Source organism: Mycobacterium sp. (assembly GCF_029961025.1).
In the GTDB taxonomy this organism is placed as follows: domain Bacteria; phylum Actinomycetota; class Actinomycetes; order Mycobacteriales; family Mycobacteriaceae; genus Mycobacterium.
The window spans coordinates 487075-509731 of the sequence record NZ_JASBVP010000007.1; the positions used below are offsets into that span (position 1 = coordinate 487075).

Annotated in this window: 18 protein-coding genes and 1 tRNA gene; 14 read left to right on the forward strand and 5 right to left on the reverse strand. The window is 68.2% G+C overall.

Annotated features, from left to right (window positions below; all coding sequences use genetic code 11):
• Positions 1-18: 18 nt before the first annotated feature.
• Positions 19-1578 (reverse strand): dolichyl-phosphate-mannose--protein mannosyltransferase, encoded by a 1560-nt coding sequence (locus QJR12_RS11975; RefSeq protein WP_300582316.1) that lies wholly within the window; start codon positions 1576-1578, stop codon positions 19-21.
• A 76-nt stretch (positions 1579-1654) separates the two neighbouring features.
• Here QJR12_RS11975 and rsmI point away from each other — a divergent pair, with 76 nt between their 5' ends.
• A complete protein-coding gene (gene rsmI, locus QJR12_RS11980; RefSeq protein ID WP_300582318.1) occupies positions 1655-2488 on the forward strand; it encodes a 16S rRNA (cytidine(1402)-2'-O)-methyltransferase in 834 nt (277 codons plus the stop codon).
• On the opposite strand, the gene QJR12_RS11985 is transcribed toward rsmI, so the two are convergent.
• The gene (locus QJR12_RS11985) at positions 2444-3727 is read right to left on the reverse strand and encodes an aminodeoxychorismate synthase component I (protein WP_300582320.1); all 1284 of its coding nucleotides are present in this window, start codon (positions 3725-3727) and stop codon (positions 2444-2446) included. The two genes, rsmI and QJR12_RS11985, sit on opposite strands and share 45 nt — an antisense overlap.
• A 148-nt stretch (positions 3728-3875) precedes the next feature.
• Positions 3876-5420 (reverse strand): methionine--tRNA ligase, encoded by a 1545-nt coding sequence (gene metG / locus QJR12_RS11990; protein WP_300582483.1) that lies wholly within the window; start codon positions 5418-5420, stop codon positions 3876-3878.
• 26 nt (positions 5421-5446) lie between these two features.
• Between metG and QJR12_RS11995 the strand changes: the two genes are divergently transcribed.
• The 4 genes from QJR12_RS11995 to QJR12_RS12010 all read left to right on the forward strand — a co-directional run bounded on the left by QJR12_RS11995 (position 5447) and on the right by QJR12_RS12010 (position 9561).
• Positions 5447-6295, forward strand: a complete 849-nt coding sequence (locus QJR12_RS11995) for a TatD family hydrolase (RefSeq protein WP_300582323.1) — start codon at positions 5447-5449, stop codon at positions 6293-6295.
• A gap of 156 nt (positions 6296-6451) precedes the next feature.
• Positions 6452-7579, forward strand: a complete 1128-nt coding sequence (locus QJR12_RS12000) for a resuscitation-promoting factor (protein WP_300582325.1) — start codon at positions 6452-6454, stop codon at positions 7577-7579.
• On the forward strand, positions 7552-8493 hold the full coding sequence (gene rsmA / locus QJR12_RS12005) for a 16S rRNA (adenine(1518)-N(6)/adenine(1519)-N(6))-dimethyltransferase RsmA (RefSeq protein WP_300582328.1): 942 nt from the start codon (positions 7552-7554) through the stop codon (positions 8491-8493). Before QJR12_RS12000 ends, rsmA begins: the two co-directional genes overlap by 28 nt.
• Positions 8494-8601: 108 nt before the next feature.
• Complete coding sequence (locus tag QJR12_RS12010) at positions 8602-9561, forward strand: 4-(cytidine 5'-diphospho)-2-C-methyl-D-erythritol kinase (RefSeq protein WP_300582331.1); 960 nt, start codon at positions 8602-8604, stop codon at positions 9559-9561.
• 73 nt (positions 9562-9634) lie between these two features.
• Here the strand turns inward: QJR12_RS12010 and QJR12_RS12015 are convergent, their stop codons facing one another.
• Positions 9635-10228 carry a TetR/AcrR family transcriptional regulator gene (locus QJR12_RS12015; protein ID WP_300582486.1) on the reverse strand — a complete coding sequence of 198 codons (594 nt, stop codon included), beginning with the start codon at positions 10226-10228 and terminating at the stop codon, positions 9635-9637.
• 293 nt (positions 10229-10521) lie between these two features.
• Between QJR12_RS12015 and QJR12_RS12020 the strand changes: the two genes are divergently transcribed.
• The 7 genes from QJR12_RS12020 (at position 10522) to pth (ending at position 15761) form a co-directional block, all read left to right on the forward strand.
• A tRNA-Gln gene (locus QJR12_RS12020) sits at positions 10522-10593 on the forward strand.
• Positions 10594-10631: 38 nt separating this feature from the next.
• On the forward strand, positions 10632-12122 hold the full coding sequence (gene glmU / locus QJR12_RS12025; protein WP_300582334.1) for a bifunctional UDP-N-acetylglucosamine diphosphorylase/glucosamine-1-phosphate N-acetyltransferase GlmU: 1491 nt from the start codon (positions 10632-10634) through the stop codon (positions 12120-12122).
• An 89-nt stretch (positions 12123-12211) separates the two neighbouring features.
• Complete coding sequence (locus QJR12_RS12030) at positions 12212-13192, forward strand: ribose-phosphate diphosphokinase (RefSeq protein WP_300582337.1); 981 nt, start codon at positions 12212-12214, stop codon at positions 13190-13192.
• Entirely contained in the window at positions 13193-13549 is a 357-nt protein-coding gene (arsC, locus tag QJR12_RS12035; protein WP_300582339.1) for an arsenate reductase (glutaredoxin), read from the forward strand.
• An 86-nt stretch (positions 13550-13635) separates the two neighbouring features.
• Entirely contained in the window at positions 13636-14283 is a 648-nt protein-coding gene (locus QJR12_RS12040) for an LpqN/LpqT family lipoprotein (protein ID WP_300582488.1), read from the forward strand.
• A 227-nt stretch (positions 14284-14510) separates the two neighbouring features.
• Entirely contained in the window at positions 14511-15173 is a 663-nt protein-coding gene (locus QJR12_RS12045) for a 50S ribosomal protein L25/general stress protein Ctc (protein WP_300582342.1), read from the forward strand.
• Between the two features lie 12 nt (positions 15174-15185).
• Complete coding sequence (pth, locus tag QJR12_RS12050) at positions 15186-15761, forward strand: aminoacyl-tRNA hydrolase (RefSeq protein WP_300582344.1); 576 nt, start codon at positions 15186-15188, stop codon at positions 15759-15761.
• Between the two features lie 39 nt (positions 15762-15800).
• Here the strand turns inward: pth and QJR12_RS12055 are convergent, their stop codons facing one another.
• Positions 15801-17435, reverse strand: coding sequence for a fatty acyl-AMP ligase (locus tag QJR12_RS12055; protein ID WP_300582347.1), 1635 nt, complete (start codon positions 17433-17435; stop codon positions 15801-15803).
• 371 nt (positions 17436-17806) lie between these two features.
• On the opposite strand from QJR12_RS12055, the gene mfd reads away from it, so the two are divergent.
• Positions 17807-21550 carry a transcription-repair coupling factor gene (gene mfd / locus QJR12_RS12060; RefSeq protein ID WP_300582350.1) on the forward strand — a complete coding sequence of 1248 codons (3744 nt, stop codon included), beginning with the start codon at positions 17807-17809 and terminating at the stop codon, positions 21548-21550.
• Entirely contained in the window at positions 21547-22566 is a 1020-nt protein-coding gene (locus QJR12_RS12065) for a nucleoside triphosphate pyrophosphohydrolase (RefSeq protein ID WP_300582353.1), read from the forward strand. Before mfd ends, QJR12_RS12065 begins: the two co-directional genes overlap by 4 nt.
• The last annotated feature ends 91 nt before the right edge of the window (positions 22567-22657 follow it).

Sequence of the window (22657 nt, forward strand, 5' to 3'; positions counted from 1 at the left end):
TGTGAAAACTACCGGGGCTCAACGCCAGCTGGGCAGCCAAATCTCCATGTTCCAGGTGGCCTGGGAGATCGGCTGACCGGTGAGCACCGGAAACAGCCAGGCGAAGTTCGTCAGCACCAGCGCCACATAGCAGCAGACGACGATCAGCCCCAGCGTGCGGCGTTCGGAGCCTTGATGAGGTTGGTAGAGGATGTCGCCGAGAATCAGCGCGATCGCCATCACCAGAAACGGTGCCATGGTGGCCGCGTAAAAGAAGTACATCTGCCGGTCGATGTCGGCGAACCACGGCAGCCAGCCCGCGCAGTAGCCGACGAGCACCGCGGCGTAGCGCCAGTCGAAGCGCACGAACGACCGCCAGGCGGCGTACCCGAGCACCGGCACCGAGAGCCACCACATGGCGGGGGTGCCGACGAGCATCACGGCCCGCACGCACGATTGCGCACCGCAGCCCGGGACGTTTTGCTGGTCGATGGCGTAGAGCACCGGCCGCAGCGACATCGGCCAGGTCCACGGTTTGGATTCCCACGGGTGGTAGTTGCCCGCGGAGTTCGTCAAGCCCGCATGGAAATGGTAGGCGCTATAGGTGTAATGCCACAGCGACCGGATGGCGTCGGGTAGTGGGATGACACCTTTCTCGCCGATCGATTGACCGGCCTCGTGCCGGTCGATCGCGGTCTCGGAGGCAAACCACGGCGCATAGGAAGCCAGGTAGACCGCGAACGGGATGAGCAGCAGGGCATACCCGGTGGGCCCCAGATCCCGCCGGATCACCCCCAGCCACGGCCTGGGAACCCGGTAGGCGCGGCGTGCCGCCACGTCGAACGCCAACGACATGGCACCGAAGAACAGCACAAAATACAGGCCGGACCATTTTGTGGCGCAAGCCAATCCGAGCAGCACCCCGGCGCCGAAACGCCACCAGCGCACCCCCAACCGCGGGCCCCAGGGGGTCTCGGCGGTACGGCCGTCGGTCAGCACGAGATGCATCCGTTCGCGAACCTGATCGCGGTCGACGATGAGCGCGCCGAAGGCGGCCACCACAAAGAAGACGAGGTAACCGTCCAGCAGGGCGGTGCGGGAGGCGACGAAGCTGACACCGTCGCCGAGGAGCAGCAATCCCGCGATCGCGCCGACCAGCGTCGAGCGGCTGATCCGCCGCACGATCCGGACCGCCAGCGCCACCGTGATCACCCCGAGCAGCGCTCCGGTGAATCGCCAACCCAGCCCGGTGTAGCCGAAGATCGCTTCCCCGACCGCGATCAGCTGCTTACCGACCGGCGGGTGCACCACCAGGCCGTATCCGGGATTGTCCTCCACCCCGTGGTTGTGCAGCATTTGCCAGGCCTGCGGGGCGTAGTGCTTCTCGTCGAAGATCGGCGTGCCGGCATCGGTCGGCGAGCCCAGGTTAAAGAACCGGGTCAGCGCCGCCAGCGCGGTGATCACGGCGGTCACCACCCAGCCGCGCATCCGGTCTACCGGCCCGAAATCCGCGACCGGCACCAGCGGACCTGGGCTGACGACCGGTATGGCGGGTGCTGCGCGGCTCGCTACCGGGGCTTCGCGGGGCGGGGCGGTCATCGTCGGCGCCGCTCCTCCTCCCCTTCGCTCTGCATCGTGGTCGGCGCGCATCACACACGATCGTAGGCTGTCCGCCATGGGTGGTGGATTGTTGCTGGCCGCGACGCCGCTGGGCCAGCCGCTCGACGCCTCGCCACGGCTGATCGAGGCGCTGGGCTCCGCCGATGTCATCGCCGCCGAAGACACCCGGCGGCTGCGGCGGCTGGCCGGCGCGCTCGACGTCCGGATCTCCGGGAAAGTGGTTAGCCTTTTCGACCGGAACGAGGACGTCCGGGTGCCCACCCTGGTGGCCGAAATCCAGGCCGGGGCGACGGTGCTGGTGGTCAGCGATGCCGGCATGCCGCTGATCAGCGACCCGGGCCACCGGCTGGTGACCGCCTGCATTGACGCCGGCCTGGCGGTGACGTGCCTGCCGGGCCCGTCGGCGGTGACCGCGGCGCTGGCGGTGTCCGGGCTGCCGTCGGATAGGTTCTGTTTTGAGGGTTTCGCGCCGCGCCGGCGTTCGGCGCGCCGCAGGTGGCTGGCGTCGTTGGCCTCAGAGCCACGCACCTGCGTGTTCTTCGAATCGCCGCGCCGGCTGGCGGCCTGTCTGCGCGACGCGGTCGAGCAGCTCGGCGGCGAACGTCACGCGGTGGTGTGCCGGGAGCTGACCAAAGTGCACGAGGAAGTGGTGCGTGGTTCGCTGGCGGAACTCGCCGGGTGGGCTGCCGAGGGGGTACTCGGAGAAATCACCGTGGTGTTGGCCGGCGCGCGCCCGCGCCCGGACCTGCACGCCCTGGTGGCCGAGGTGCAGGCGCGGATCGACGCCGGGACGGGTGTCAAGGACGCTTGCGCGCAGGTGGTCGCCGAGACCCCGGACGCGCCGTCACGACGTGAGCTCTACGACGCGGTCGTGCGGTCGCGACGCTGAGCCCAGGGTTGCGGCCAGCGCGGTCCCGACGATCGGCGCCGCCTTGTGCAGGCACTCATCCCATTCGGCGTCCGGATCGGAGTCGGCGGTGATCCCGCCGCCGACTCCCAGCACGGCGTTGCCGGCGGTGTCGAACTCGACGGTGCGGATCGCGACGTTCAATTCACACCCGGCCACCGGTGACGCCAAACCCACTGTGCCGCAATATACCCCGCGACTATTCGGCTCCCATTGCGAAATCAATTGACGGGCACGCAGTTTGGGTGTGCCGGTGACCGAAGCCGGCGGGAAGGCGGCGTCCAGCAGCGCCGGCGTGGACAACTCCGCAGGCACCCGCGCCGACACCGTCGACACCAGGTGCCACACACCGGGTGCGCGCTGCACCACCAACAGCTCGGGCACGGTGACGGTGCCGGTGATCGCTACCCGGCTCAAGTCGTTGCGCACCATGTCGACGATCATGATGTTCTCGGCCACGTCTTTGACCGACTCCTGCAGCGCCGACGGCCCGGCATCCGCCGGCAGGGTGCCCTTGATCGGACTGGATGTCACTGCCTCGCCGCGGCGCCGCAGAAAAAGCTCCGGCGACAGCGACGCCACCGCCCCCCAGGTTCCGGCGACAAAGGCGGCCCGGGCGGGGGCGGTGCGGGCGATGCCCTCGACGAAAAAGTCCAGTGGGTCGCCGGTGACCGTCCCGGCGAACCGCGTGCACACGCAGGCCTGGTAGATCTCGCCCGCGGCGATCGCCTCCAGACAGGCCAGCACCCCGACGCGGTGGGCCAGCCGGTCCGGCGTGCCCCACTCGATGCGGCAGGCCCGTGACGGTCGCACACTGGTCAGCGCGTCGGCCAGCCAAGACGGCATCGGTATGCCGGACAGGCTCTCATACCACCACTGCTTGCCGCGGTCGCGGCGCAGCACGCAGTCCGTCCAGCCGCCGGCGGCTTTCGGAATCCGGTTGGGCCGGCCGTCGGCACCGGCGTCGGGATAGCACCGGTAACCGATCCAGCCGCCGCCCACCGCCCCGCACTCCGAGGCAGCTACACCGGGGGGGACGTCGAATGCCTCGGCGACGTCGACGGGCCGCACCGCCACGCTGGGGGCGATCACCGCGAGCGCGTCGAACCAGTCGCCGGTCAGCGCGGCCGGCGGCGGCAGGTTCAGCCGGCGGGCGGCGTCACCGACAGCGCGCAGCACCTGCGGTGCGCCGCCCAGATCGCCGAGCCGGTCGATTCGCACCCTCCCAGCTTGACAGATTCTTCGGCGGCGGCCGATCCGGTGTGTGCTGCGCCCGCCGGCACGCCGGCACGTCGCGAAAGTGCAACTACCGACCGGGTCACCCGGGAAACGCGTCGGGGGATGCACTTTCGCGGCTGAACTCTTGAACTCAGTCGACCCGGTAGCGCGGGAACACCCCCGTGGGCGGCGGCAGGACGGTGCCGGGGGCCAGACGCTCCCCGACGGCGGCGAAGGTCCGCCGATCGGCGGGCTGGCCGAGCAGATCCAGCAGTCTGGCCGCCGATTCGGGCATGACGGGCTGGATCAGCAGCGCTGCGATACGCACCACCTCGCAGGTGGTGTAGAGCACCGTGCGCAACCGCGCCCGGTCGGCCTCGGACGCGCTCTTGGCCAGCACCCACGGCTGCTGTGCCGAGAAGTATTTGTTGGCGGCGCCGAGCGTCAGCCAAATCGCCTCCAAGGCCAAATGCATTGCCTGCGCATCGTAATCGGCGCGCACCCGCTCCAGCAGGCCATCGGCCATGGCCAGCAGCGCCTCGTCGTCGCCGGCGAACTCGCCAGGCGCGGGAACGATTCCGTCAAGGTTTTTGACCACCATCGACAGCGCTCGTTGCGCCAGGTTGCCCAGCTCGTTGGCCAGGTCGGCGTTGATCCGGGTGATGATCGCCTCGTCGCTATAGCTGCCGTCTTGGCCGAACGGGACCTCCCGCAACAAGAAGTAGCGGACCTGGTCCACCCCGAACCTTTCGATCAACGCCACCGGGTCGATGACGTTACCCACCGACTTGCTCATCTTCTCGCCACGGTTGAGCAGAAAGCCGTGAGCGAAGACCCGCCGCGGCAGCTCGATTCCCGCCGACATCAAAAACGCCGGCCAGTACACGGCGTGAAACCTGATGATGTCCTTGCCGATCATGTGCAGGTCGGCGGGCCAGTAGCGGCAGAACAACTCCGAGTCGGTGTCGGGGTAGCCGACACCGGTCAGGTAGTTGGTGAGCGCGTCCACCCAGACGTACATGACGTGATCGGGATGACCGGGCACCGGCACCCCCCAGTCGAATGAGGTGCGGGAGATGGACAGGTCGCGCAGCCCCCCGGAGACGAAGCTGACCACTTCGTTGCGCCGCACCTCGGGGGCGATGAAATCGGGATGGGCCCGGTAGTGGGCCAGCAGCTTATCGGTGTAGGCCGAGAGCCGGAAGAAATAGGTCTGCTCCTCGGTCCAGGTCACCGGGGCGCCGGTTTCGGTTGCCACCCGAGTGCCGTCGTCGAGCAGCCTGGTTTCAGATTCGACGAAAAACCTCTCGTCACGCACCGAATACCACCCGGAGTAGCTGTCCAGGTAGATGTCGCCGGCGTCGGCCATCCGCTGCCAGATCGCTTTGGACGCCCGGTAGTGGTCGGGGTCGGTGGTGCGGATGAACCGGTCGAAAGAGATGTTCAACCGTTCTTGCAGGCGCTGAAACACATCCGAGTTGCGCCGGGCCAACTCCGCGGTGGGCAGGCCCTCGGCGGCGGCCGCCTGCGCAACTTTGAGGCCGTGCTCGTCGGTGCCGGTCTGAAAGCGCACGTCGAAGCCATCGAGCCGCTTGAACCGGGCGATGGCATCGGTGGCGATGTACTCATACACGTGTCCCAGGTGCGGCGCGGCGTTGGGATAGGTGATCGCGGTGGTGATGTAGTAAGGCCTCATCGACACTCCACCCTATTGTGTGCGGGGTGAGTTCCGATCGGCCCGGTAACCGAGAACCGCCGCCCCTCCCGCAGCCGTTGACGCCATTGGTCGACGCGCACACCCACCTCGACGCTTGCGGCGCCCGGGACGCCGACGGGGTGCGCGCCATCGTCGACCGTGCGGCGGCGGCGGGGGTCATCGCGGTGATCACCGTCGCCGATGATCTGGACTCGGCGCGTTGGGTGACCCGGGCGGCGGAATGGGAGCCACGGGTTTACGCCGCGGTGGCGCTGCACCCCACTCGCGCGAACGCGCTCACCGGCCCGACCCGCGCCGAGATCGAGCGACTGGCGGCCCATCCGCGGGTCGTCGCGATCGGGGAGACTGGGATGGACCTGTATTGGCCGGGCCGGTTGCAGGGCTGCGCGCCCCCGGATGCCCAGCGCGAGGCCTTCGCCTGGCATATCGACCTGGCCAAGCGCACCGGCAAACCGCTGATGATCCACAATCGGCGAGCCGACACCGAGGTGCTCGACGTGCTGCGCGCCGAAGGTGCCCCGCAGACCGTGATCTTCCACTGTTTCTCGTCGGGCGGCGCGATGGCCCGCACCTGCACCGACGCCGGCTGGATACTCAGCCTGTCCGGGACGATCAGCTTTCGTAACGCCCACGAGTTGCGGCAAGCCGTCCCGCTGATTCCGCTGGAGCAGATGCTGGTGGAAACCGATGCGCCGTTCCTGGCGCCGCATCCCTACCGGGGTGCGCCGAACGAGCCGTACTGCCTGCCGTACACGGTGCGGGCACTTGCCACGCTGGTAGGCCGCCCCGCGGCGGAGGTGGCGGAGATCACGACCGCCAACGCCGAGCGAATCTACGGATTGAGCGTTTTCTAAAAATCATTAAGAGAATTCTAAGAGCCAAGCGGCATAGTTGCTCTATCTAGGCCAGTTCGTTACCGTCTTGTGATCGATCGGTGGTCGCACGCCGGCTGCCCGTCGATTGTCGCTGAAGCGCTGTGAAGTGCTGCTGAACCTCGGGGATACACGCGGTTGAACGTACTTGCCAAGCTCCATCAGACTCGATCACCGATCCTGCGTTGTCTCGTCGGCGCGATGCTATTCGCGCTCACCCTCTCCGGTGGCTACGCGGTCGCCGCCCGCAAGACGGTCACCCTGAGTGTCGATGGCGCGCCGTTGACGGTGACGACGATGAAGTCGCGGGTGATCGACCTCCTCAAGGAGAATGGGTTCAACGTCGATGAGCGCGATGATCTCTATCCGGCCGCCGGTGAGCGGCTGCACGACGCCGACAAGATCGTGCTGCGCCGCAGCCGGCCGCTGCTGATCTCCCTTGACGGTAAGGACGCCAAACAGGTGTGGACGACGGCCTCCACGGTCGACGAGGCGCTGGCTCAGCTGTCGATGACCGACACGGCGCCGGTTGCGGCTTCCCGCGGAAGCCGAGTTCCCCTGGCGGGAATGGCCCTGCCGGTTGTCAGCGCCAAAGCCGTTCAGATCAACGACGGTGGCGTCGTGCGCTCGGTGCATCTTGCCGCGCCGAACGTCGGGGAGTTGCTGGCGGTCGCCGGTGCGCCGCTGCAGCAAAGCGACCAGGTGGCGCCGGGTGCGGCCACGCCGGTGGTTGACGGCATGCGGATCCAGGTGACCCGCAACCGCATCGAGAAGGTGACCGAACAGGTGCCACTGGCCCCGCCGGTGCGCCGGATCGAGGATCCGACGATGAACAAGAGCCGGGAAATCGTCGAAGACCCGGGCGCCCCCGGTACCCAGGACGTGACGTTTGCGGTCGCCAAGGTCAACGGCGTCGAGACCGGACGACTTCCGGTGGCCAGCACCGTGGTGACCCCCGCCCGGGAGGCGGTGGTACGCGTCGGTGCCAAGCCGGGCACCGAGGTGCCGGCGGTGCTCGACGGATCGGTCTGGGACGCGATAGCCGCCTGCGAGTCCGGCGGAAACTGGGCGATCAACACCGGCAACGGATATTACGGCGGCATGCAATTCGACCAGGGAACCTGGGAGCGCAACGGCGGACTGCAGTACGCCGCGCGCGCCGACCTTGCCACCAAAGAAGAACAGATCGCCGTCGCCGAGGCGGTGCGAGCCCGCCAGGGGTGGGGTGCCTGGCCGGCGTGCAGTGCGCGAGTGGGTGCGAACTGACCATCCGGCTGCTCGGCCGAACCGAAATCCGGCGGCTGGCCAAAGAACTCGAGTTCCGGCCGCATAAATCGTTGGGACAGAATTTCGTCCACGACGCCAACACGGTGCGCCGGGTCGTCTCGGCTGCCGGGGTGAGCCGGGGTGATCACATCCTGGAGGTCGGGCCGGGATTCGGCTCGCTTACGTTAGCTCTGCTTGACCGGGGAGCCACGGTCACCGCGGTGGAGATCGACCCGGTGCTGGCAGCCCAGTTGCCGAAAACTGTTGCGGCGCACTCGCACAGCGAAATCCATCGGCTGACGGTGCTTCACCGCGACATCCTGTCCGTCCGCAATGCGGACCTTGCCCGCCAACCGACGGCGGTGGTCGCCAACCTGCCGTATAACGTTGCGGTTCCAGCATTGCTGCACGTGCTCGCCGAATTTCCTTCGGTGCGGAACGCAATGGTGATGGTGCAGGCAGAAGTCGCCGAACGGCTCGCCGCCGAGCCCGGAACCAAAGAGTATGGCGCACCCAGCGTCAAAGTGCGCTTCTATGGGCGGGTCCGCCGTTGTGGCACCGTGTCCCCAACGGTTTTCTGGCCGATCCCGCGGGTCTATTCCGGCTTGGTGCGGGTCGATCGCTATGAAACCCCGCCATGGCCCACCGACGACGCCTTCCGTCAGCGTGTCTTCCAACTAGTGGACATCGCATTCGCTCAGCGGCGCAAGACAGCTCGCAATGCCTTCGCCGAGTGGGCAGGCTCGGGGAACGAATCCGCCAATCGGCTGCTCGCGGCGAGTATCGACCCCGCCCGTCGCGGGGAGACGCTGTCCATCGATGACTTTGTGCGACTCCTCCGGCGTTGCGGGGAGTTCGATGCGAACAGCAGTCGAAGCCGAAAGACACCTCAGCAACCCGCCCCGGCCGGGTGAGGGGGCGGGCACGAGCCGGTTCTTTCCCGGGCCGCCACCGGCACGGCTGCCACCCCGGCGTCGTCGGCATACCGTGTGGTTTGGGCGCAGCGGCGATAGTCTCATGCCGTGCCCGCCTCTGACGTAGCCGCCGCCGGCGAGTGGGTGCCCACCGGGTCGGTCACGGTCCGGGTGCCCGGAAAGGTCAACCTCTTCCTGGCGGTTGGCGATCGGCGCCGAGACGGTTATCACGAGCTGGCGACGGTGTTTCACGCCGTCTCGCTGTTCGACGAGGTCACTGTCCGCAGCGCCGATCTGCTCGCCCTCGATATCCGTGGAGAAGGGGCCGACCAGCTGCCGTCGGATGAGCGCAACCTGGCCTGGCAGGCGGCCGAGCTGATGGCGAGCCATGTGGGGCGCGCGCTGGATGTCTCGATCACAATTGAAAAGTCCATCCCGGTGGCCGGCGGGATGGGCGGCGGCAGCGCCGACGCAGCGGCGGTGTTGGTCGCGCTGAACACGCTATGGGAGTTGGGCGTGCCTCGGCGCGACCTGCACGCGTTGGCCGCGCGGCTGGGCAGCGACGTGCCGTTCGCCTTGCACGGCGGAACCGCACTGGGGACCGGCCGCGGGGAGAGGCTTGCTACGGTGCTTGCCCGCAACACCTTTCACTGGGTGTTGGCGTTCTCCCACAGCGGGTTATCCACCACGGCGGTGTTCAGCGAACTGGATCGGCTCAGGAAAACTGGCCGGCCCCCACGGCTGGGCGACCCCGGGCCGGTACTGGCGGCCCTCGCCGCGGGCGATCCGCAGCGGTTGGCGCGGTTGTTGGGCAACGATCTGCAGGCTGCCGCGGTGAGTTTGGCTCCGGAGTTGCGCCGCACATTGCGCGCCGGCGTAGACGCGGGCGCACTGGCGGGCATCGTCTCCGGCTCGGGACCGACGTGCGCGTTCCTGTGCCAGTCGGCAACCGCGGCCGTCGATGTCGCCATGCAGCTGTCAGGGGCGGGGGTGTGCCGCACCGTTCGGGTCGCCAGTGGCCCGGTCCACGGCGCCCGGGTGGTGCCGGCGCCCCTCACCGGGGTGTGACCCGGGCCGCCGTCCTCGGTGCTGGGAACCTGCGATCCTTGATCCGGCGGACCGTTCGATGGATCACCCACGTCTACTCGTCTTGCAGGCGGGGATCGGCTTCCAGGTGAGTCAGGCCGTTCCAGACCAGGTTCACCAGATGCGCGGCGACCACTTCCTTCTTGGGTTCTCGGGCGTCGAGCCACCACTGTGCCGTCATCGACACCGAGCCCACCAGCGCCTGCGCATAGAGCGGTGCCATCTCCGGGTCCAGGCCGCGACGGGCGAAATCACCGGCCAGGATCGAGCTGACCTGGTTGACCGCGTCGTTGAGCAGGGTGGAGTAGGTGCCCGAACTGATGCCCGCCGGAGAATCGCGGATCAGAATCCGAAAACCGTCGGTGCGTTCCTCGACGTACGTCAACAGCGCCAGGGCGACCCGCTCTACCCGCACCCGGGAGCGGTTGTTGGTCAGCGAGGATGTGATGCCGTCCAGCAGCGCCGACATCTCGCGGTCGACAACGACGGCGTAGAGCCCCTCCTTGCCACCGAAATGCTCGTACACCACCGGTTTGGAGACGTTGGCACGCTGCGCGATCTCCTCGATCGAGGTCCCGTCGTAGCCGCGCTCGGCAAACAGCGATCGCGCGATCTCGATAAGCTGATGGCGGCGCTCGCTGCCGGTCATCCTGGCGCGTGGGGTACGCACCTGTTTATCCGGGCCTTTATCCAGCACAGCCACGGCTCCAGGGTATCGGCATCGTCGCCGCGGGTGTGATGGTCCGGCTTCTCGCCGGCCCGCGACGGGCCGGCATCGTCGCCGGACGGGGTGTGATGGTCCGGCTTCTCGCCGGCCCGCGACGGGCCGGCATCGTCGCCGCGGGTGTGATGGTCCGGCTTCTCGCCGGCCCGCGACGGGCCGGCATCGTCGCCGGACTAAAGTCACGTCGAGGCATCAGTGGCGCTGCCGCTGATGGGTGGTCCGTCGTGGTGTAATCGGCAGCACATCAGATTTTGGTTCTGAGAGTTCAGGTTCGAGTCCTGGCGACGGAGCGGGGCTTTCGGCTCGTATCGCCGGCGCAGGAGTGCTTATGACGGCTCAAGGTGAATCCGCGGTGGTTCTGTTGGCGGCGGGCGCGGGAACGCGGATGCGTTCGAACACCCCGAAGGTGCTGCACACCCTGGCCGGCCGCAGCCTATTGGCGCACTGCTTGCACACCATCGCCAAGGTGGCGCCCCAGCATGTGGTCGTGGTGCTCGGCGCGGATCACCAGCGCATCGCGCCGGTCGTCGCCGATTTGGCCCGCACCCTCGGGCGCACCATCGACGTGGCGATGCAGGAGCAGCCGCTCGGCACCGGGCACGCCGCGATGTGCGCGCTATCGGCCTTGCCGGACGACTATGCCGGCATCGTCGTTGTGACCTCGGCGGATATTCCGCTGCTAGACGCCGACACGCTGGCCGATCTGATCGCCACGCACAACGCCCGGCAGGCGGCGGTGACCATGCTGACTACCACCTTGAGCGACCCCACCGGTTACGGCCGCATCCTGCGGACCCAGGATCACGAGGTCATCGGGATCATCGAGGATGCCGACGCCACCCCCTCCCAACGGCGAATCCGCGAGGTCAATGCCGGGGTGTATGCCTTCGACGCCGCCGCGCTGCGGTCGGCGCTGAGCCGGCTGCGCGCCGACAACGTCCAGCGGGAGCTCTACCTCACCGACGTCATCGCGATCATGCGCCAGGACGGCCGGGTCGTTCATGTCCGCCCGGTCGATGACAGCGCGCTGGTAGCCGGGGTCAACAACCGCGTTCAGCTGGCCGAGCTGGGCGCCGAGCTGAACCGGCGCATTGTGGCCGCCCACCAGCTTTCCGGTGTGACCGTTGTCGACCCGGCGACCACGTGGATCGATCTTGACGTGAGCATCGGGCGTGACACCGTGATCCAGCCCGGAACCCAATTGCTGGGCCGCACCCGCGTCGGCGAGCGCTGCACCGTCGGACCGGACACCACCTTGACCGATGTGGTGGTGGGGAGCCAGGCATCGGTCATTCGCACCCACGCCATCTCGGCGGTCATCGGCGAGGGGGCTCAGGTCGGCCCGTTCGCGTACCTGCGGGCGGGCACGGTGTTGGGAGCCGAGGGCAAACTGGGCGCGTTCGTCGAGACCAAGAACTGCACCGTGGGCACCGGCACCAAGGTGCCGCACCTGACCTACGTCGGGGATGCCGACATCGGTGACCACAGCAACATCGGGGCATCCAGCGTCTTCGTCAACTACGACGGCGAATCCAAGCAGCGCACCGTTATCGGCTCTCATGTGCGCACCGGGTCGGACACCATGTTCGTCGCGCCGGTGACCGTCGGCGATGGCGCCTACACCGGTGCCGGCACCGTCGTGCGTCGCGACGTCCCCCCGGGCGCGCTGGCGGTGTCCGCGGGTCCGCAGCGCAACATCGAAGGTTGGGTGCAGCGCAAACGGCCGGGCAGTGCTGCGGCGGAGGCCGCCCGAAAAGCCGCCGCCGACGCGCGCGCCGCCGCGCCGCCGACACCTCCGCGACCAGAACCGGACCGGTGAAGCCGTTATCCGCCAACCCGGCCACAAAATCGGTCCCGGGCTACGTACCATGAAGCGGTCATCAGGAACCCACACGGCGGGGGAGCACGTTGAGCCACGACTGGACCGATAATCGCAAGAACCTGATGCTCTTCGCGGGTCGCGCGCACCCCGAGCTGGCCGAACAGGTCGCTAAGGAGCTCAACGTTCACGTCACCGCGCAGACCGCGCGCGATTTCGCCAACGGCGAGATCTTCGTGCGCTATCACGAATCGGTCCGCGGCTGTGACGCGTTCGTGCTGCAATCGCACCCTAAGCCGCTGAACAAGTGGCTGATGGAACAGCTGATCATGCTGGATGCCCTCAAGCGCGGCAGCGCCAAGCGGGTCACCGCTATCCTGCCGTTCTATCCCTATGCGCGACAGGACAAGAAGCACCGCGGTCGCGAGCCGATCTCGGCGAGACTGGTCGCCGACCTGCTCAAGACCGCGGGCGCCGACCGGATCGTGACGGTCGACTTGCACACCGATCAGATCCAGGGCTTCTTCGACGGGCCCGTGGACCACATGCGCGCTCAGAACTTGCTCACCGGATACCTCAAGGACAATTACACCGGTCACGACATGGTCGTCGTCTCCCCCGACTCCGGCCGGGTGCGAGTGGCCGAGAAATGGGCCGACGCGCTGGGCGGTGTGCCGTTGGCGTTCATTCACAAAACCCGGGACCCGCGGGTGCCCAATCAAGTCAAGTCCAACCGCGTCGTCGGCGAAGTCAGCGGCAAGACCTGCATCGTGGTCGACGACATGATCGACACCGGAGGCACCGTCGCCGGTGCGGTGCCGCTGCTGCACCAGGCCGGCGCCGGTGACGTGATCGTCGCCGCCACCCACGGCGTGCTGTCCGACCCGGCCCCCAAGCTGCTGGCCGGGTGCGGCGTCCGCGAGGTGATTGTCACTAACACGCTACCGATCGGTGAGGAGAAGCGGTTTCCTCAACTCACCGTGCTCTCGATTGCGCCGCTATTGGCCAGCACCATTCGGGCAGTTTTCGAAAATGGTTCGGTCACCGGGCTTTTCGATGGAGACGCGTAGATGCAGCCGACGGCAAACACTATCGTTATCTACCACAATCCCAAATGCAGTACGTCGTGTAAAACACTGAGGTTGTTGCAGGATAAGGGATTCCAACCGACGATCGTTGAGTACCTGAAGACCCCGCCGGCACGCGATGAACTGGTCCGCATGATCCATGACGCCGGTATCCAGGTGCGTGCTGCGGTGCGCAGGCGAGAGCCGCTGTATGCGGAGCTAAACCTGGCCGAGGCGACCGATGACGAGCTGCTCGACGCGATGACCCGCCACCCCATCCTCATCGAACGGCCGTTCGTCATCACCCCGAAGGGCACCCGGCTGGCCCGCCCGGTCGACTGCGTTTACGAGATCCTGTGACCCGCTGGGGCGACGAGGCGGCCCGCAGCGATCCCGCCCGGCGACGGCGCCCCCGGCCCGGGGGCGCACCGGTCAGGTTGCTGCGGATGCGCGCCGTGCAGCTGGCCGCCGGCGCCGGGCTTGCGTTGGCGGCGGTCGCTTGTGGTGGGCCGAAAGTCCCTGACTACCAGTCGATCTGGACGACCAGCAGTACCCCCACCACGACCACGGCGACCACCCGGCCGGTTCCATTCGCGCAGTATCTGCAAGGCATAGGGGTATCCGGGGAACAGGTGGATCCCCGCACGTTGCCCGACCTGACCGTGTCGATTCCCACGCCGCCGGGTTGGGAGAACCGCACCAACCCGAACATCAAGCCGGAGACGGAGATCATCGCCAAAGGCGGTGAGCTTCCGACGGCCATGCTGGTGGTGTTCAAGCTGCGCGGTGACTTCGATGCCGCCGAAGCGGTCAAACACGGCTATGACGACGCCGAGCTGTCCCAGAATTTCAGGCGGCTGGACGCTTCCACGGCCGCCTTCCACGGTTTTCCGTCGGCGATGATTCAAGGCAGCTACGACCTTGACGGCAGGCGGCTGCACACCTGGAGCCGGATCGTCATCGCCACCGGCTCACCGCCCGCCAAGCAGCGCTACCTGGTTCAGCTTTCCATCACCACCCTGGCCGACCAGGCCTTCGCCCAGGCCGCCGACGTCGAGGAAATCATCCGCGGATTCACGGTGGCCGCCAAGTAGCCGCCACGTTCGGGTGGGGCTCGCGGTTGGGCGCTGAGCCGGGGGGAGGGATTTCCCTGCAGGTCATCGGCACCGAATTTCCACCCTGAGCCGCCGATGCGCTACCCTGTGCGGGCGTCACGGCGAGGGTGAGATCGGCAGCAGCGCCGAGCACCGTTATCGACGGGAACCGGCATCTCTGTGGCCGTCGCCATCCCCTCCGGGCCAGGATGGAATCGGAGAGAACTATGGCTACATCTGCGGTTAGGGCGGCCAACCGGCTGAGCGCATCGGTGCGAACCGAGACCGGCAAGGGGGCATCCAGGCGGGCGCGGCGCAACGGCAGGATTCCCGCCGTGCTCTACGGCCACGGCGCACCCCCCCTGCACCTGGAGTTGCCCGCGCTGGAATTCGCGGCCGTGCTGCGCCACTCGGGCACCAATGCGGTACTCACCCTCGATATCGAGGGTGAGCAGCAACTGGCGTTGACCAAGGCGCTGGACATCCACCCGATCCGGCGCACCATCCAGCACGCCGATCTGCAGATCGTGCGGCGTGGTGAGAAGGTGGTCGTCGAGGTGGAGGTCGACGTCGACGGCGAGCCCGAGCCCGGCACCTTGGTGACCCAGGAGGCCGCCAGCCTCGAGATCGAAGCCGAGGCGCTGTCGATCCCCGAACGGTTGACCGTTTCGGTCGAGGGCGCCGCGCCCGGTACCCAGCTCACCGCGCGACAAATTCCGCTGCCACCGGGCGCCAGGCTGGTGTCCGATCCGGACCTGCTGGTCGTCAACGTCGGTTACGCCCCGACCGCCGAGCAGCTCGCGGTCGAGGGTGCCGGCGAGCTGCCCGGGGCCGCGCCGGCTCCCGGAGAGACCGCGGACACCGGGTCCGGCGCAGCCAAATCCGAGTAGCCGGCCGCCGGCGTGGCCGAGCCGCTGCTGGTGGTCGGCCTGGGCAACCCAGGGCCGAACTACGCCCGGACCCGGCACAATCTGGGGTTCATGGTCGCCGACATCCTCGCCGCGCGCCTCGGTTCGACGTTCAAGGCGCATAAGCGTTCCGGTGCCGAGGTTCTCAGCGGTCGGCTGGCCGGCCGCTCGGTGGTGCTGGCCAAGCCGCGCTGCTTCATGAACGAGTCGGGCCGCCAGGTGGCCCCGTTGGCGCAATTCTATTCGGTGGCACCGCCCGACATCATCGTCATCCACGACGATCTTGACATTGCGTTCGGGCGCATCCGACTCAAACGCGACGGCGGCGAGGGCGGACACAACGGGTTACGCTCGGTGGCGACTGCATTGGGCACCAAAGACTTTCAGCGCATTCGCATCGGGATCGGCCGTCCGCCCGGACACAAAGATCCGGCGGTGTTCGTCTTGGAGAACTTCACCGCCGCCGAGCGGCCGCAGGTTCCCACAATCTGCGAGCGGGCCGCCGACGCCACCGAACTGCTCATCGAGCTGGGCCTGGACTCCGCCCAAAACGTGGTGCACGCCTGGTGATCGGCCCGCCGGGCGCCGCGCCGGTCAGCGCCGGGCAGCTCAGGTGACCAGGGTGACGGAGGTAGACCTGCGCAGCTTTCCCGACGGCGTCTTCGGAATGGTCCCGGGACCCAGGACGACCACGTTGCGCGGCCGCACGTCAACCTCGGCCAACACCTCGTGGGCGACTTGGTGCTCGATGCGGCGCACTTCGGCGGGATCCTGCCAGCTGTTGGACTCCACCGCGACCGCGAAACTCTCCCGCGAGTGCCCGGCGTCGAGTCGCACCGCGACCGCGCACCCCGGCCGCACACCCTCAACCCGGCAGGCGGCCCGCTCGATGTCGGTCGGATAGATGTTGCGGCCCGCCATGATGATGACGTCTTTGACCCGCCCGCAGACCACGATGTGGCCGTTTTCCATCTGATATCCCAGGTCGCCGGTGTCGTACCAGCCGTGCTCGTCCTGCGCGGGCAGGAACCCGCCCATGGTGAGATAGCCCGGGGTGAGCGAGTCGCCGCGCAGTTCGATCACCCCGACACCGCGAGGGGGCAACACCGTGCCGTCCTCGTCGACAATCCGGACCTCAAAACCGTCGAGCGGCGGCCCCAGCGAGGCCAGTCGGCGGACGTTGCCTTTGGTGGCGGGCACCGCGCGTCGCAACGCGCTCAGCAGGTCGGCGTCCACTTCGTCGACGATCAACCCCGCACCACACGGCGAGAACGACACCGCCAGCGTCGTCTCGGCCATGCCGTAAGCCGGCAGGATCGCCTCGGGTTTGAGCCCGAACGGCCGACCCGCGTCGATCAGATCCTCGACATCGGCCGGGTCAACGGGCTCGGCGCCCGACAGCGCGAAACGCAACGTGGACAGGTCGAACTGTCCCGGCTTGGCCTGCTTGCGCAGCCGCCTGGCGAACAGTGCGTAGGCGAAGTTGGGGGCGGCGGTCATCGTGCCCCGGTACTTGTCGATCAACTTCGCCCACAACAAGGTGTCGCGCATGAAGTCCATCGGGGTGACCTTGACCAGTTCGGCGCCGAAGTACATCGGCACGGTCAGGAAACCGATCATCCCCATGTCGTGAAAGCACGGCAGCCAGCTGACCATCACGTCGGTCTCGACGTCATACTTGGCGCCGACGAACATGGCTTCGGCGTTGGCGTACACGTTGCGGTGGGTGATCTGCACGGCCTTCGGGGATCCCGTCGAGCCCGAGGTCAGCTGCATCAGGGCCAGGTCGTCCTCGTCGGTGTCGACCGGGTCTGTCGGCTCGGACGCCAGCAACTGCTCGACCGTGAGCACCTGGACACCCTTGTCCGCCAGCAACGGCACCGCCGGCAGGAACGGATCGGAAACGATGACCGCCTTGGCCTCGATCATGTCGATGACGGTGGTGGTGTCCGTCGCCCAGAGGGCCATGTCGGTGCGCGGTGTCGGCTGGTGCAGCATGGTCAGGCTGGCTCCGCGCATCCAGAGCCCCTGCGCGGTCGGCGCGATCTCCACCGGGGCGGCGGCCAGCACGCCCACCGCATCCCCGTGCCCGACCCCGGCCGCGGCCAGCCCGCCGGCCACCCTGCGGGCGCGCTCGTGAACCTCACCCCAGGTGTGCCGGACCGGGTTGTGCGGCTCTCCGGTCACCATGCCCTTGGTGCTCTCGCGGGCGTTGCGGAACATCGTCTCGGTAAACCTGCTCACGACAACCTCCTGTCTGGCACCGGTGGTTTCCCCGGGGCCGGGATTTGATGCTCCGCCCGCTAGAGAGCACTTCGCAGCAGGCGCGCGTACACAATTGGGGAGCGGTTCGGTCTCGAAACGGTGATGAGCGGTGGACCGGCAGGCTCCCGGTGGAATTCCCCGACGGCCCGGCGGGCATACCCGGCGGGCGAGTCGATGGGCATACGCCTTGACCGCTACTCGTCACCGGCGACCATCTTAAACTTCTCTTAAGTAACCGCCAAACCGTCGAATCGTGAGACGCCCGGGGCGCCGGGGCGGCGGTCGCGACGACTGCCGGCCGCCGCCGGGACCGGCTTGGGCGGCGGTGGCCGCCTTACAATGGCGTCATCATGACCGCACCGGGGCCTGCCTGCCCAGATACCCCGATCGCGGGGCTGGTTGATCTGGCGTTGCGGGCGCCGACATTCCGCGAGCTCATGGAGCGCACGGCCGAGCGGCCCGACGAGCTACGCCTGGTCGCCCCGGCTGGTGCCCGGCCGTTCGTTGCCAGCGCCCTGGCCCGCCGCGGCCCGCTGTTGGTGGTTACCGCGACCGGCCGGGAAGCCGAGGACCTGGCCGGCGAACTGCGCGGCGTGTTCGGGGACGCGGTGGCGATGTTCCCGTCCTGGGAGACCCTGCCGCACGAACGGCTCTCGCCCGGGGTGGACACCGTCGGGGTGCGGCTGACGGTGCTGCGCCGCCTGGCCCGCCCCGACCCCGATCCCACCGGGGCCCCGCTGCGGGTGGTGGTGACCCCGGTGCGCTCGTTGCTGCAGCCGATGGCGCCGGGGCTGGGCATGATCGAGCCGGTGACGCTCGGCGTGGGCACCGACACCGGCGCCGACGGCGGCTTTGACGGGGTGATCGCCCGGCTGGTCGACTTGGGCTACACCCGGACGGATATGGTCGGCAAACGCGGCGAGTTTGCGGTTCGCGGAGGGATTCTGGACGTCTTCCCCCCGACCGCGGAGCATCCGGTGCGCGTCGAGTTCTGGGGTGACGAGGTCACCGAGATGCGCATGTTCACCGTCGCCGACCAGCGGTCGATCCCCGATATGCGCGTCGACACCCTGGTGGCGATGCCGTGCCGGGAGTTGCTGCTGTCCGAGGAGGTCCGCACCCGCGCCGCCAAACTGCTCGAAGACCACGCCCGTGGTGATACCCCGGTCCTCGGCAGCATCACCGACATGCTCGCGAAGCTGGCCGAGGGCATCCCGGTCGACGGCATGGAGGCGCTGCTGCCGGTGCTACGTCCCGGGCAGCAGGTGTTGTTGACCGATCAGCTGCCCGCCGACACCCCGGTGCTGGTGTGCGACCCGGAAAAGGTCCGTGCCCGGGCCGCCGACCTGATCAAAACCGGCAGGGAATTCCTCGAGGCTTCCTGGTCGACGGCCGCAACCGGTGGGGGCCCACGGACCTCGGCGCCCATCGACGTGGAGGCGTTCGGCGGCTCGGGCTTCGTCGAACTCGACGCGGTGCGGGCCGCGGCCCGGCGGTCGGGTCACCCGTGGTGGACGCTGAGCCAGCTGTCCGACGAGTCGGCCCTCGAATTGGATGTCCGCGCGGCACCGGCGGCGCGCGGGCATCAGCGTGACCTCGAGGCCGTTTTCGCGGCGCTGCGCGCGCACGTGCTGACCGCCCAGCCTGGCGGCGGCTACGCGGTGATCGTCGCCCCCGGGGCCGGGACGGTGCACCGGGTGGTCGAGCAGCTGGGCGAGCACGACACGCCCGCAGCCATTCTGGAGCCGGGCGCGGCGCCGAAACCCGGGGTTGTCGGTGTGCTCAAGGGCCCGCTGCGCACCGGGCTGGTGGTGCCCGGCGCCAACCTCGTCCTCATCACCGAGACCGATCTGACCGGCAACCGGGCGGTCGCCGCGGACGGAAAACGGCTGGCGGCCAAACGACGCAACACCGTCGATCCGCTGGCGCTTACCGCCGGCGACCTGGTGGTCCACGACCAGCACGGGATCGGGCGGTTCGTGGAGATGACCGAGCGCATCGTGGGTGGGGCCCGGCGCGAATACCTGGTGCTGGAGTACGCGTCGAGCCGACGCGGAGCCGACAAGCAGACCGACAAGCTCTACGTGCCGATGGATTCGCTGCACCAGCTGTCGCGGTATGTCGGCGGGCCGGCGCCGGCGCTGAGCCGGCTGGGCGGCAGCGACTGGACCAACACCAAAAACAAGGCCCGCCGCGCGGTCCGCGAGATCGCCGGCGAGCTGGTGGCGCTGTACGCCAAGCGCCAGGCCACGGCAGGGCACGCGTTCAGCCCGGATACCCCGTGGCAGGCCGAGATGGAAGACGCCTTCGGCTTCACCGAAACCCCCGACCAGCTCACCGCGATCCGCGAGGTCAAAGCCGATATGGAAAAACCGATCCCGATGGACCGGGTGATCTGCGGTGACGTCGGCTACGGCAAAACCGAGATCGCGGTGCGCGCGGCGTTCAAGGCCGTACAGGACGGCAAACAGGTGGCCGTGCTGGTGCCCACCACGCTGCTGTGCGACCAGCATCTGCAGACGTTTCGGGAGCGGATGTCCGGGTTCCCGGTGCGAATCGAGGGGCTGTCCCGGTTCACCGGCGCCGCCGAGTCGCGTGCGGTGCTCGACGGCATGGCCGACGGCAGCGTGGACATCGTGATCGGCACCCATCGGCTGCTGCAGACCGGGGTGCGCTGGAAAGACCTCGGGCTGGTGATCGTCGACGAGGAGCACCGTTTCGGCGTCGAACACAAGGAGCACATCAAGAGCCTGCGCACCCAGGTGGACGTGCTCACCATGAGCGCCACCCCGATCCCGCGCACCCTGGAGATGAGCCTGGCCGGCATCCGGGAGATGTCCACGATCCTGACCCCGCCCGAGGACCGCTACCCGGTGCTGACCTACGTCGGTCCCCACGACGACAAGCAGATCGCCGCCGCGTTACGGCGTGAGTTGTTGCGCGACGGGCAGGCGTTCTACATCCACAACCGGGTCAGCACCATCGAACGGGCCGCGGCGCGGGTGCGTGCCTTGGTGCCCGAGGCCCGGGTGGCGGTCGCGCACGGCCAAATGCCCGAGGAGCTGCTGGAACGCACCGTGGCGGGGTTTTGGAACCGCGACTACGACGTGCTGGTGTGCACGACGGTCGTCGAAGCCGGCCTGGACATCACCAACGCCAACACCCTCATCGTCGAGCGCGCCGACAGCTTCGGGCTGTCTCAGCTGCACCAGTTGCGCGGTCGGGTCGGGCGCAGCCGCCAGCGCGGCTATGCCTACTTCTTCTATCCACCCGATGCGCCGTTGACCGAGACGGCCTATGACCGGTTGGCCACCATCGCGCAGAACAACGAACTGGGCGCGGGCATGGCGGTCGCGCTGAAAGACCTCGAGATCCGCGGCGCCGGCAACGTGCTGGGTGTCGAGCAGTCCGGGCATGTGGCCGGTGTCGGGTTCGACCTGTATGTGCGCCTGGTGGGCGAGGCGGTCGAAGCGTACCGGGCCGCCGTCGACGGGCACACCGTCACGTCGCCTGCGGAGCCCAAAGACATCCGCATCGACCTGCCGGTGGACGCCCACCTGCCTTCGGACTACATCGCCAGCGACCGGCTCCGCCTGGAGGGCTACCGGCGACTGGCCGCCGCGTCGGATGACGCCGCCATCGACGCCGTCGTCGAGGAGCTGACCGACCGTTACGGGGCGCTGCCCGAACCGGCTCGGCGGCTGGTGGCGGTGGCACGGCTGCGACTGCTGTGCCGTGATCGCGGCATCACCGAGGTCTCGACGGTCTCCGCGGCGACGGTGCGGCTCTCGCCGCTGACCCTGCCGGACTCCGCGCAGGTGCGCCTGGCGCGCAGGTACCCGGGGGCACGCTACAGCGCCACCACCGCCACGGTGCAGGTTCCGATTCCCCGGGCGGGCGGTGGTGCCGGGGCGCCGCGAATCCGCGACCTTGAGCTGGTGCGCATGGTGGCCGAGCTGGTATCGGCACTCGATGGGAATCCGCAGCAGCAAATTGATATAACGAATTCCGTGACAACGGGCGACGACGCGAGCCGGGAGGTGGGGCGGTTGCCGCACCCGGCGACCTTCGGTGGGGGGCAACACCCGCGATGACCGTGGTCTTGGTCGATCCGCGCCGCCCGTCGCTGGTGCCCGTCGAAGCGATCGGATTACTGGGGGGGCAGGTGCAATACACCGAGGAAATGCCCGTCGCGGTGCCCTGGTCACTGCCCGCGGCGCGACCGGTGCATTCCGGTGACGACGCTCCCGTGCTGTTGTCGTCTGACCCTGATCATCCGGCCGTTGTGGCGCGGTTGGCCGCCGGGGAGCGGCTGATCACGGCACCCGACCAGCAGCGGGGCGAACGACTGGTCGACGCGGTCGCGATGATGGATAAGTTGCGCACCGCCGGGCCGTGGGAAAGCGAACAGACCCACGATTCGTTGCGTCGCTACCTGCTGGAGGAGACCTATGAGCTCTTCGATGCGGTCCGTCGTGGCGACGCGGACGATCTGCGCGAAGAGCTCGGTGACGTCTTGCTACAGGTGCTCTTCCATGCGCGTATCGCCGAGGAAGCGCCACAGCACCCGTTCACCATCGACGACGTCGCCGACACGCTAGTCCGAAAGCTGACCAGGCGGGTGCCGGGAGTGCTTGCCGGCGAGGCGATCTCGCTTGGCGACCAGTTGGCGCAATGGGAGCAGGCCAAGGCCGTTGAGAACACCCGAAAGTCGCGAAACTCGATTATGGACGGTGTTCCGACGGCTCAGCCCGCATTGGCATTGGCGCAGAAGGTGCTTCAACGGGCAAGCACAGCCGGGGTGCCGGCCGACCTGATCCCTGCCGCGCTGACGTCGGTCACCGTCTCAGCCGAAGTCGACGTCGAGAATGCTCTTCGGGCAGCGGTTTTGGATTTCATGGAGGCGGTCCGGAGCACGGAGAAGGCCGTCGCTGCCGCGCGCCGCGGGGAGGACGTTGCCGAGGAGCTCGATGTCACCCCGCTGGGCGCGATCACCGAGGAAGAGTGGCGGGCGTACTGGCCGCCGCCGGTGGGGGAGATGGTCGACTTGGAGGAAGCCGCCGAGGTTAGCGGCGCGGACGACCCGTCCGGCGCCGCCGAAGCCGAGTGACCGGGGAGCCGCCCCGCTCGCGGGAACCGCGATCCGGCACGCAGCCGCCGGTGCCGGTGAACATCCGTTTCCCGGCAGTGCGCTTGGTCCC